Here is a 12,170-nt window from a genome sequence, read left to right on the forward strand (position 1 = left end):
AAGGCCCTCTTAATGAAGAGGGCCTTCTTTTATACGGCACGCATCTGATCTAGTGTCTCCACATTTCGAAGCCAATTCCTTGCCTCGTCGATGGCACCATACTTGAAAATTTGAGCATCGATATCTTCAAGATGTTTAATAACTGTCGGTAATGCTTTTTGAATAAAACGATTATCAGTACATATCGCAACTTTTTCAAAGTGGTATCGATTATCTTTTAAAAATTCAAAATGCCTTAACATACTTCTTAAATCCTCCCATCCTGGGAAGTTTTGAGTGTTAAGGATTACTCCCGAAATAATATCTGTCTCTTTATAAACTTGGTTTAATAGTGTTTGCAAAGTCTCAAAATCTGATATGTTTAATGCTTCAGTAGGAGTAACTGTTAAAATATTGTCATTTGAATCGAAGTGAAATTCAATATCTGTTTCAGGTGTTTCTCCAAGCCACATTTTGGCCTTTGATAATTCTGAAATTTTGAATGACTTAAAATCAATGGGAATAATTGGAGCAAAGAGATTTACAGCACCTGTGATAAGTGGGCTATCTGTTACTACAGCACATCTTTTCATCACATTGAAATACTTTACTCCCATTGCTGTATCTTCAAATACTGCTCCTGGAGTATATCCTTCATAGTTTTCATTTAGGTAGAAAAGCAATGAAACTTTTTCTTCCTTTTCAAGGGCCTCTTCTAGAATGGGTTCGAGAACATCAATATAATCATTCTTTGTGATCTTTCCTGAACCTTCAATTCCTACAATGCTATCAGGCAATCCTTGCATAATTTTAAGCATATAATCTCCTTTCCAATGAGTTAATTACTTAGTTAGTAAACTTCTCATCGGGAAGGAGGTTGTGTATTAAAGTTAAGAATAGTTTATTTTGAGAGAATCTCTTCGGCCAACTCTTTAGTTAGGTAGCCGTCGGGTATTTGCCCAATAGAGACCTGGTAGCGTTGAATTGCTGCTGTTGTTTGTTTTCCAGGGATTCCATCAACTGGACCTGCATCATGGCCAAGTTCATTTAACTTAGCTTGAATTTGTTTTGCCATTTCAAATGACATGAATGACTTTTCATTTAAATTAAACTTTGAAAAATAATCCGCACGATTATTAATTAAGTCAGACAAGACACCAATTCCTAGAGCGTATTTTTCAGAATTATTCCATTTAAAGATAGTGAAGAAGTTTGGATATACAATAAATGCAGGCCCTTTTGCTCCTTGAGGAAGGTAAATTGCAGTCTTTCCATCTGTGTGAGGAAGTTGAGTTCCTCCTTTTAGAGTGATATCGCGATCGATCCAATATTGAAGATCTTCTTTATACTTTAGTCCACTATGAAAGTAATCAAAGTCTTGTGGAAGCTCTATTTCATGGCCCCAACTCTCATCTCCACGCCAACCTACTTGTGATAGGAAGTTTGCAGAAGAACCAAGGAAGTCATGACGATTTTCCCACATATTAATGTAGCCATCTTGATCATAGTCAATTGCATAGGCCAACATTGTAGATGGCATAAATTGCGTTGACCCCATTGCGCCGGCCCAAGACCCTTGCATGCGCTCAGTAGGGTAAGAGTAGATTCCTTTATCAAGCATTGTTAGTGCATTAATAAGTTCTTTCTTGAAAAATGCAGATCTTCTTCCATCATAAGTTAGTGTTGTTAATGATCGTATAATATCAAGCTTTCCAGTAATACTTGAAAAATTTGTTTCTAGTGCCCAGAATGAAAGAAGGAAGCGGCTTTGAAAGTTATAGTCTTGTCTTATTTGAGTGAAGATATCATCAAGTTGTCTTTGGTATTTTTGTCCCTTCTCAACTCGTTCACTACTAATGACGATATTTAAATAACGGCCCATACTCATGACATGCTCAGGTTGTCTGCGGTCGTATTTTATAACATCAGTATTAAATGTTACTCCGTCAAATGCTTCATCTAGTAGTGAGTACGAAAAGCCATTTTTCTCGTTTAATTCTGTCTTTAGACTTTCTAGCCAGTTGTTGAATTCAGTTGTAGTGGGTGTGGCAAATGTGTTGATTGCCAGTAGTGTTATTGCGATTAGTTTTTTCATGCAGTGACATTACACGTTAGGCAATTGTATTTGAAGACGCGTTGTGACGTAGTCTACGAAATTACGCGAAGTTAGTTGCTTACGAAGCTCTATAGTTAGAAGATGTTAGAGTTGGGATTTAGTGTAACCGAAAGCCGCGACATCGCTTCGCTCGTCTTGCCTGAATACTAGGTCGTATTCAGTAAATGACATCCATCTGTGCTTCAAAACTGCCCTGTGGGGCACTTTTGCCGCACGATGTGGCGCAGCCGGGAGGACTCGAACCCCCGACATTCAGATCCGAAGTCTGACGTTCTATCCAACTGAACTACGGCTGCATGTAGTTAAATTGTAAAAGGAGAGTGAGATAAGGTAAAGAATAAAAAAGGCCAGCTAAGCTGGCTATCTCTTTATTTACATTCAGGTGTATTCGGATAATTTAATTCTTTTTCAAATGTAATAAACTTCTCTCCTGTCATATGAAGTTTTAATTTCATTCCACATTTAGTACCTCTCTCAAAGATTTCCTGGAAGACGTACTTACTTGATAATATCTTCTTTCCAACTTTTGCATAATTACTAACGAAGTCCTTATTATCTTTCTTAAAGCTTGCTTTCATTTTAGCTAGATACTTCTTGATAGAAGATAGTGCAGACCTTGCTTTTCTTGATTCATTATCTATACATTCAGTGCGGCGATCATAATTGTAATGTCTTTGTGTACATGCAGTATTGATATCGCCAACAAGATCATATTTTAGTGTGTTGTAGCTTAAGTCTGTATCCATTAAATATTTTGTAAATGCTTCAGAATACTCAAGACTTAGCTCAAGCTTTGTGTAATTAAGCTTCTCTTTCTTCTTTCCAATTTTAACATTTAGAAAGTCAGTTAGGTTAGTGAAGTCTTTAACTTTCGAAAGTGCTCTTCTTAACTTCTTATAAGTTCCATTGTTAGATTCATATAACCATACAAATGTTCCACTAGTATTATTAATGTCTTTTCCTTCTACTGTCGCTTTCGCTGTCGCACCATAAAATGCTTTAAGTGAAGTTCTCTCTAATGGCCCAAAGTTTGAAGAAACTCCGCTCTTATATACTCCATAATCACGATGAGTGATAACTCCGTTACTATGAACCTCAGTGTCTGATAATCCAACAAAAAGACTCTTGTTAAAGTTCCAAGAAAGAATTTGCACAAAAGGTGTCTTGAATCCAATATTAAACTCTTTTCCTTTCATTTTAAAATCAGTTGTTTCAACTTTAGTCACTCTTAGATCTGGATATGTTTCTCCCATCTCTTGAGCTTCTAAGAATTTACCTTTAAGAACATCTTCATATACCTTTGCTGTATATTCATCTGATAGATCAAAAATATATGATAGCTTTTTACCCTCTTTCTCAACTTTTGAAAGAGAAGCATTCGCATAGTAAATACCTGTTGAAAGTAGCGCAGATTTTAAGTCTGTTCTCGTTATTTCAACATAGACTCTTTTATCCTCTAGTTTTTCAATATAGTAATCATAAGTACCTTTAAAAATACCACCTAAGGTAACTGGAATAGAGTTGTAGACAGCAGTGAATGAAAGGAGAACTCCTCCTTCTGCCATATAATTTACACTATCCCCATTGTTCCAAATTTCAAGTTCGCTGGCCTTAAATGGAAGTTTCCCACTAAGTGAATTTGCCTTTGCTTGTGCAAGAGTAGGGTAAGACTTCTTATAGATAACACTTGAATTTTGTAGTGCTGTTAGGCCAATAACAAAAGATGAGTTTACTAGCTCTGGATATTCTTCACCTGCGTACGGGAAATTCCAAACACCAGCAGCTCCAAGACCTAAATCATATTTTCTCTTTGTTGTTACAAGGTATCCACCAGCATTATCTGTATACTGAATTTCTGATGGAGCATCAAAGCCTTCACCTGTAGCTTCAATTCTAGAAGTTGAGTAAATATTACCAAATACAATTGGCTTTATCCCTGCAAACTCCATCTTAAGTTCATCTGTCTTCTTTGCTGTATCTTTTGGTGTTTCATCATTATCTGTATTATCTTGTGACTCATCATCTTGGTCTTCTTCTTGGCCATCGTCACCATCGTCACTATTGTCACCATTGTCGCCATTGTCACCATTGTCACCATTGTCACCGTTGTCACCATTGTCGCCATTGTCGCCATTGTCGCCGTTATCGCCATTGTCGCCATTGTCACCATTGTCGCCGTTATCGCCATTGTCGCCGTTATCGCCATTGTCGCCGTTATCGCCATCATGGCCACCGCTATTACCATTTCCTTGGTTACCCTCAGAGCCGCCATTACCGTTGCCATTATTTCCGTTACCGTGGTTTCCGTTGTCTCCATTATTTCCAGAGTCTCCGTTATTTCCAGAGTCTCCGTTATCGCCACCAGCGTTTCCATTGTCACCGCTATTGCCATTTCCTTGGTTACCCTCAGAGCCGCCATTACCGTTGCCATTATTTCCGTTACCGTGGTTTCCGTTGTCTCCGCTATTCCCAGAGTCTCCGTTATAGCCACCAGCGTTTCCGTTATCTCCGCTATTGCCATTTCCTTGGTTACCCTCAGTACCACCATTACCGTTGCCATTATTTCCGTTACCGTGGTTTCCGTTGTCTCCGCTATTCCCAGAGTCTCCGTTATCGCCACCAGCGTTTCCGTTATCTCCGCTATTGCCATTTCCTTGGTTACCCTCAGAACCACCATTACCGTTGCCATTATTTCCGTTACCATGGTTTCCGTTGTCTCCACTGTTTCCAGAGTCTCCGTTATTTCCAGAGTCTCCGTTATCGCCACCAGCGTTTCCATTGTCACCGCTATTGCCATTTCCTTGGTTACCCTCAGAGCCGCCATTACCGTTGCCATTATTTCCATTGCCCTTGTTGCCATTATTATTCGAACTTCCAGTATTCTTACTACTTGAAGTATTTTGATTGTTTGGAGATTGACTATTGTCTTTGTTCTTAGCTGCTTGGCCAGCTTGTGAAAATAAAAAAACCAAGATGATGATAAGATGCTTTCTCAACTTTTATTCCTCATAATAATTAGAAGTAAAACTTTTTAAGAATCTATATATACGAATATTCTAAAAAGTAACTTTAATTTTAACTTTTTTTTAGGGTCCGTATACTTTTGATTCAGGTATACAGCTTATAATTTTAAAATTGCTCTTAAAGTATGACAAAAGTCATCTTAATGAAAAATTATCTAAAGGAACAAGGCAGTTATCTTATCTAAGTGAAAATTCTTTAAGTGCGCTAAGAGGGATTACCGCTAGGGTTTCCTCATGGCAAGATTCAAGAATAACAGGACAAGCTTTCCCTGCCTTATATGCATTTAGCCAGCGGCCAGCGCAAAGACACCACTTGTCTCCTGGTTTTAATCCTGAGAATTGAAATTGAGGCATAGGGGTTGAGAGATCATTGCCGTCAGCTTTTGAAAACTCTAAAAACTCTTCTGTTACAACACAACAAACTGTATGCATTCCTCTGTCTTGCATATCTGTTCGACAAAAACCGTCTCGATAAAAACCTGTCATTGGAGTACAGCCACACATTTGTAAAGGAGTACCTAAAACATTTAAGTGGTCATTTCTTTCTTGTGTCATTTAAACTCCTATTATGGTTTAGTAATCATCATAGAAGTTAGTATATGCAAGTCCATCTATTTCATCAATATTCTCGTTAATAATATCGTCGTTTTTAAAATTACTTTCAACAAAGCTTAGATAATCAGAAACTGTAGTCGTTTTATTAGATGATGGAGCTGTATAGTTAATAAAAGCTATAGTAAAAATACATAAAGAGGCGATAGTGAGAGTAATATTCTTAATACCAAAGAAAATTCTCTTCTTGGTTCTTTTCATTTCAATATGATTATCAAACTTTTGTAAGAAATCCTGTTCCAAGTTTCTTGGAACCTGAATTTGAGTTTTCTCATTTAGAATGTCTTTTAATAAGTCTTTTTTCATATCGACTCCATTCTTCCTTCAAGTACTTCCTTAAGTTTCATTTTTGCTCGGTTTATAAGATTTTTAATGGCCTGTTCCGATTTTTCCATAATCTCAGCCATCTCTTTTGTATTATAGTCATCCATCCATAAGAGGATGGCATCTCTTTGTGAATCTGGAAGAAGCTTTAATGCTTCTTTTATTGTTTCAGAGCTTGCTTCTTGTGCAAGTTTTTGAAGTGTTGAGATATCATCATTTGGTAATGAAATTAATATTTCATCATCTATACTGATCTCTTTTTTCTTCTTTTTATAGTCGTATGCTTTGTTTCTACCTATAGTCCAAAGCCATGTTGAAACTTGGTAATCACTTCGATACATCTTTCTCTTATCATAGAGGGTAAGGAAAGCTTCATGAGTGATTTCTTGGGCAACACTCTCATCGAGGACAATATAATAGATAAAGCGATATAGCTTCTCACTTAAGCGCTCATATAGTTTTCTAAAAGCATGATGATTATTATCTTTGGTAACAAGAAGCATCAGCTCTTTGTCAGAGGCCCTTGTAAGTTTTGAATTTGCACCAAATATTGTCTTCATCATACGCATATATATTATACTGTTATTTGAGTATTAAGTTTCACTAGATAAAAAATGCCATTAATATCAGCACTTTATGCTTGTGTGAAACTTTTTGATATCGCTTGAGTATAATAGTTAAAGACCAACCTAAGGAGTGAGTCGTGAAGAAATTTAATATTCTTATCTTAACTTTTTTATTAACCTTTTCTGCTCTTGCTGAAAGAGGTGGAGGACGCGGAAAATATCGTGACGAAGAGGGAAGGCGAGGTCATCGAGATCGTCATGAAAAAGTAGAGGACTTTTCAAAAGATATTGCAAAACTTTCTAAAGAAGATATTGCTAAGCTTGAAGGTGAATTTAATAAATTTCAAAAAGAACAAATGAATAAAAGATTGAAGTTAGAAAATCAAATCTTTGATTTAAGAGAAAAGTTTTTGGAACAGAACCGTAGTATGGTTCTAAAGCATATAAAAGAGATGAATGCTATAAAGTCGAAAATTAAATTTGGTAATAAAGATGCAAATAAAAGCATTCGCAAAGAATTGAAAGAGAAAAGCTCTGAGTTTAGGAAAAAAATGAAAGAACTTAGACATAAAACTCAACGAGATGAGATTAAGAAACTAAAGAAAGAATTTAAGTCCCAAATGAAGGCCGAGCGCAAAAAGTTTAGAGAGAAGATTAAATCATATCGAAAATAAGAAAAGGCCTCAAATGAGGCCTTTTTTAATTAAGTAATTGTTCTTTTAAACATTTTATAAAATTTGAGCGATAATTTTCTTTATCAATGACATCTTCTGATACATTTACGAGGGTATTGTAAATATCTCCAGGCAGGCCACATGGAAAAGTTAATTGTAGTGCACGATTCATCTTCTGTGATGGATAGACGTTTAATGCCATTCCATGCATAGAAACAAAGCGCTTAAGTTGGACGCCCATTGATGCTAACTTCTTTTCTCCATGCCATAATCCAAGCAATGGCCTATCAAAGTCTAGATTAGAAATTGTTTTGTCATTATTTTCAATGGCCCTAACTGTACTTTTGAATAGGTTATTAATTAACTCAATTGTCTTTAGTTTCTGCCTACCAATATGGACGATTGGATAGACTATCACTTGACCTGGATGATGAAAGGTTAACCCGCCACCTCTTTTTATATTAACTACAGGAACATCAATTTTATTAATAATGGCCTGGTCAAAGTCAACAAGTCCATGTTGTTCGATTTGATTACGTTGTAACCCTCGTCCCATCGTAAAGACTTCTGGATGGGAAGTGATAATATAAACCATTTGTTCAGGGTTATTATAAATAAACTCATTAACCTTCTCTTGAAAGGTAAGAGCTTCTTCATAGTCCCAATTATCTTTATGAAAAATATGAGTTTGGCCTTGAGTCTCAAGGTCAAATTCATTGATATTTAATTCTTTAAGTAATTCGTTAAATGTCATGGCCTTTCGCTCTTAGGTGATCAAGATAATCTGCTGCTTTATAGCTTGAACGTACTAACGGTCCTGAGGCTACGAATTCAAATCCCATTTCATAGGCGACTTTCTTATAGTGTTCAAACTCTTGTGGTTTATAGTAGCGCTCAACTTTTAGGTGTCTCATTGTAGGGCGCATGTATTGACCTAGAGTAACGATATCACATCCTACATTTTTTAGATCTTGCATCGTCTCAAGAATTTCTTCATGAGTTTCTCCTAGTCCAAGCATGATAGAGGATTTCGTTGCTATATGAGGATAGTTTTCTTTGTAATATTTTAAGCAATTAAGAGTTTGTTCATATCCCGCACGTCTGTCACGTACATCGTGAGTAAGTCTTTTTACTGTTTCAATATTTTGAGCAATGACAAATGGATTACTCTTTGCAAGAGTGTCCATATGTTGGGACTCACCATTAAAATCAGGGATTAGAACTTCTACTAGAGTATCTGGATAGTCTTTATTAATTCGTTTAACGACATTAGCAAAATGGCCAGCACCGAAGTCTGGAAGATCATCACGGTCAACGCTTGTTACAACAAGGTATTTTAGTGACATGGTTTCAACCATTTTTGCGGCATTTTCTATTTCATTAAAATCAACGACACCTTTAGGATTTCCTGTATCAACATGACAGAACTTACATGCTCTTGTACATGTTCCACCTAGAATCATCATTGTTGCTGTTTTTGCGGACCAACATTCCGACATATTTGGACAACTTGCTTCTTCACATACTGTAAAAAGCTTCTTTTCGCGTAATTCTTTTCTTACTTCTTTAAAGTTATCACCTGTTGGTAGACCAACTCGAAGCCACTCTGGTTTTCTTTCCAGGTTTCTGGCCTCTTTCTCTTTTCCGATATTTAGGCGGGCCTTCTTTTGTTGAATTTTCTGGCGTTGGGCCTCGTATTGATCAGTGTACTCTTGTGTGTTTTGATCTGTTTGATTCGTCATTAAAATACCTCAAAATATGTCTTAGCTTATAGCAGTTTGTAAGCTGTAAGTTAAGACATATGATGAGTTGATATGTAATTTCTATACCTTAGAGTCTATTCTCTTGAACTCTTTAGACTTAATAACGCAGCAGGCAGGACAATTAGGTCTGCAATAAGCGCTAAAGTTAGAATAATTGAACAGTAAACACCAAATTTTTGATTAGGCACAAAGTCTCCTAAGTAGAAGAGACCAAAGGCGATCGTAAGCATTAACGTTGTCAAGGTCAGTGCTTTTCCTGTTTGGTGCATTGTTGATGCTAAAGCGTCGTGCCCGCTCATACCGGCCATCATCTTTAGTTTGTAATTTGAGACAAAGTGGATAGTATCATCCACCGCAATACCGAGACAAACAGCAAAGACGATTACGTTTCCAATATTTAATTCATCACCAACTAAGTACATAATTCCTGCGGCTACACTTAAAGGTAAGACGTTTGGAATTAATGAAAGTAGTGCAAGTGAGAGATCTTTGAAAACAAAGAGAATAATTAAGAAAATAATTGGAAGTGAAATACTCATTGATGTTAGTAGAGTGTTTACAACAAGGTCATTAACTCGATTGTAGATAGGGGATTGTCCCGCTTCGTAAATATCAATTCCAATTTCCTTGGCCTTTTCCATAATCTTATCAGTTTTTTCAATTGCAGCAGTTGAGTCATTGATATCCCACATAACGAGTACGCGAAACTTTTGATTATCAAGAGATAATTGATTCTTTAGATCAAGTCCCTGAGGAAGTCCTAGAGTGTATAAGAAGAGTTGATCCGCAATGGCCCTTCTTGTATCTGGAATTGCATAATATTCTTCATTGTCTGAGTGGAGCGTCTTATTCATTTTCTTGATGATATCAAGAATTGAGCTTACTCGAATAATCTTCTCATCCTCTAGCATCCATTGAACTAGCTCTTCAGCTTTCTTCATAAAAACTGGATTCTTTACTCCTTCAGGTTCACCTGAGTCAAAAACTAATTCGATGACACGTGATCCACCAAATTCAGATCTTGTTTTATCAAAGGCCTGTTTTACAGGAGTACCTTTATCAAAGTACTCAATAGGATCAGCATTGATATAATTTTGCATTCCTAGGTAAATGGCGCCAATTGCAATAATTGGTGTCATGATATTTATAGAGACTTTATGATCTTCTGCAAATTGGAAGATTCCATCAAATGCACTGAATTTATTCTCGTCTTCATCTTTCTTTCTTTTAAAAGAAATCTTAGTTAGTAAGGCTCCTAGGAAGAAGTAAGTAAAGAACCATGCAATCATTGTTCCAATACCAGAGAGAATACCAAGATTATAAATTGGTTTAATTTCTGTCGTTGTTAGAGAGAAGAAACCGATTGAAGTTGTTAATGTTGTAAGAAGGGTTGGAATGAAGTTCTTTTTTAAAGATGCAATTGCAGCATCGTGATTATTCATTCCTTCAAATAAAGCAAAGTGACGATAGCCAATGAGGATATGGATCGAGTCTGCAATACCAATCGCTATTAGAATGGCCGGAAGTGCAGCAATAATACTTGATAGCTCGATTCCTAAATGTCCCTCAATACCAAAAGTTGTTAAAATCGCAAGACCAACAAGTGAGAAGGGGAGAACAACGCCAAGAAAGCTTTTAAAAAACCATAGAAGAATTATCGAAAGAACCGTCACAACAATAGGGAAAACAACGGCCATATCTCGATCAGATGCTCTTTGTAGGGATTCGTTAATAAATGAAATCCCACCGAGAAAAAACTGGATATTATTATCTTCTTTTTTGTACTTCTCTAACAATTCTTCGGTATCAACAACAACTTGATCATAAGGAGGAGTCGTTTCAAATGTATCAAGAAACGCCCTTATGTAAGTGAATCGTCCAGACTTTGAAAGAGATGAATTGATAAGTTGATTATCATTAATTGCTCTCTCTTTTTTCTTTGCTAGGTTTTCAGCTGATAGTTCAACCTCTTCATCTAAAAATGGAGTGATAAAAATATCATCTTCTTCTGATTCAATTGAATTATAATTTGTTAAGCTTTCAACTCGAACAATATGCTTAATCTGCCACAGATCTCTTGTGATATCTTGAATCGTCTTAACCGTCTTTTCATCGAAAATACCATCTTCCTTATAAAGCATGATATCGATTGTATCTGAACTCCCAAATGTTCCTTCGTGGGCCTTAAGATCAACAAGGCGTTGGTCATCATCCATTAGCCAACCTTTTACTGAGTAATTGGCTTTAATTTTTACGATTCCACTTCCGGCAATAGCAAGTAATAAGAATGAAAGAAAGAGGCATGTTTTAGTATGATCAACAATATACTTAGCAACGCTTTCTGCGATGGAGTGAGCACGTTTCATTACGATTTAATCCTTTTTAAAATTACTCTATAAATATATAAAGTTCTTCTAAGATAATCTATGGAAATATTATTAAGAAATGGATGAGATAGAATATGTAGACGCTCCAGAAACTTAAGCAGTGAAATGTTTAAGCAATTTACTACTGAATGAGTAAAATCTTCTGGAGCGCGTCTTAATTGGCTATTGGATTCCAACGAAGTCCATGCCAAGTTTGTTAATTGCATTATCTTTTTGAAATGGCATTCTTGTATTGATGTTAAAAATGGCACCTTTAAGGTTACAATTAATGAAGACTGTATTTGTAAGGTCTACATTTGAGAAGTCACAACCTGCTAGGTTACAGCTTTTAAAAGTTACACCATTTAGGTTTGCCCAGCGAAAGCTTGTTGCAGCTAGTTCACATTCATCAAAAGAGCTATCTTCAAGGTTGGTACACTCAAGAGTAACGTCTTTAAGATTGATTCTTTTGAATTTATTTCTTGTTAGGTTTGACCAAGTAAAGTCAACACCTTCATAATTTGAATTATTGTGCTTTGCGTACTTCATATTACACTTTCTCAAGTCACTTTCATTAAGGTCTGAGTGTCTAATATTGATTTTATCTAGCATTGAGTTATCGAATGAACTATTCTCTAGTCTTGAAGCACTGATCAGTCGTATATTCTCCATATTTCGAAGGTTTATACGGTTTTCATTTTGCTTTTTAATAGCAGTAAACATCGTGTTTTGCGTAGTCATAAGTCT

The 12,170-nt window shown here is 36.2% G+C and carries 11 protein-coding genes and 1 tRNA gene; 1 reads left to right on the forward strand and 11 read right to left on the reverse strand.

Going from position 1 to position 12,170, the window contains the following annotated elements:
• Positions 1–29 precede the first annotated feature (29 nt).
• The 7 genes from ACMAZI_RS13865 to ACMAZI_RS13895 all read right to left on the reverse strand — a co-directional run bounded on the left by ACMAZI_RS13865 (position 30) and on the right by ACMAZI_RS13895 (position 6,614).
• The gene (locus ACMAZI_RS13865; protein ID WP_114706470.1) at positions 30–797 is read right to left on the reverse strand and encodes an STAS/SEC14 domain-containing protein; all 768 of its coding nucleotides are present in this window, start codon (positions 795–797) and stop codon (positions 30–32) included.
• A gap of 83 nt (positions 798–880) precedes the next feature.
• Positions 881–2,074, reverse strand: a complete 1,194-nt coding sequence (locus ACMAZI_RS13870; RefSeq protein WP_412474337.1) for a lytic murein transglycosylase — start codon at positions 2,072–2,074, stop codon at positions 881–883.
• Between the two features lie 240 nt (positions 2,075–2,314).
• Positions 2,315–2,391: transfer RNA gene (locus ACMAZI_RS13875), tRNA-Arg, on the reverse strand.
• 72 nt (positions 2,392–2,463) lie between these two features.
• The gene (locus ACMAZI_RS13880) at positions 2,464–5,091 is read right to left on the reverse strand and encodes a hypothetical protein (protein ID WP_412474338.1); all 2,628 of its coding nucleotides are present in this window, start codon (positions 5,089–5,091) and stop codon (positions 2,464–2,466) included.
• Between the two features lie 204 nt (positions 5,092–5,295).
• Positions 5,296–5,673, reverse strand: coding sequence for a DUF2237 family protein (locus ACMAZI_RS13885; protein ID WP_114706467.1), 378 nt, complete (start codon positions 5,671–5,673; stop codon positions 5,296–5,298).
• Positions 5,674–5,691: 18 nt separating this feature from the next.
• Positions 5,692–6,036, reverse strand: a complete 345-nt coding sequence (locus ACMAZI_RS13890; protein WP_114706466.1) for a hypothetical protein — start codon at positions 6,034–6,036, stop codon at positions 5,692–5,694.
• Complete coding sequence (locus ACMAZI_RS13895; protein WP_412475129.1) at positions 6,033–6,614, reverse strand: RNA polymerase sigma factor; 582 nt, start codon at positions 6,612–6,614, stop codon at positions 6,033–6,035. The genes ACMAZI_RS13890 and ACMAZI_RS13895 overlap by 4 nt, the downstream gene beginning before the upstream one ends.
• A gap of 143 nt (positions 6,615–6,757) precedes the next feature.
• Between ACMAZI_RS13895 and ACMAZI_RS13900 the strand changes: the two genes are divergently transcribed.
• Positions 6,758–7,294, forward strand: a complete 537-nt coding sequence (locus tag ACMAZI_RS13900; RefSeq protein ID WP_412474339.1) for a hypothetical protein — start codon at positions 6,758–6,760, stop codon at positions 7,292–7,294.
• A 25-nt stretch (positions 7,295–7,319) separates the two neighbouring features.
• On the opposite strand, the gene lipB is transcribed toward ACMAZI_RS13900, so the two are convergent.
• The 4 genes from lipB to ACMAZI_RS13920 all read right to left on the reverse strand — a co-directional run bounded on the left by lipB (position 7,320) and on the right by ACMAZI_RS13920 (position 12,164).
• Positions 7,320–8,048 carry a lipoyl(octanoyl) transferase LipB gene (gene lipB, locus ACMAZI_RS13905; RefSeq protein WP_114706463.1) on the reverse strand — a complete coding sequence of 243 codons (729 nt, stop codon included), beginning with the start codon at positions 8,046–8,048 and terminating at the stop codon, positions 7,320–7,322.
• Positions 8,038–9,036 carry a lipoyl synthase gene (gene lipA / locus ACMAZI_RS13910; RefSeq protein WP_114706462.1) on the reverse strand — a complete coding sequence of 333 codons (999 nt, stop codon included), beginning with the start codon at positions 9,034–9,036 and terminating at the stop codon, positions 8,038–8,040. Before lipA ends, lipB begins: the two co-directional genes overlap by 11 nt.
• A 95-nt stretch (positions 9,037–9,131) precedes the next feature.
• Positions 9,132–11,423, reverse strand: coding sequence for an efflux RND transporter permease subunit (locus ACMAZI_RS13915; protein ID WP_412474340.1), 2,292 nt, complete (start codon positions 11,421–11,423; stop codon positions 9,132–9,134).
• 183 nt (positions 11,424–11,606) lie between these two features.
• Positions 11,607–12,164, reverse strand: coding sequence for a pentapeptide repeat-containing protein (locus tag ACMAZI_RS13920; protein ID WP_114706460.1), 558 nt, complete (start codon positions 12,162–12,164; stop codon positions 11,607–11,609).
• Positions 12,165–12,170 lie beyond the last annotated feature (6 nt).

This window comes from Halobacteriovorax sp. YZS-3-1 (assembly GCF_047084945.1).
Lineage (GTDB): Bacteria > Bdellovibrionota > Bacteriovoracia > Bacteriovoracales > Bacteriovoracaceae > Halobacteriovorax_A > Halobacteriovorax_A vibrionivorans.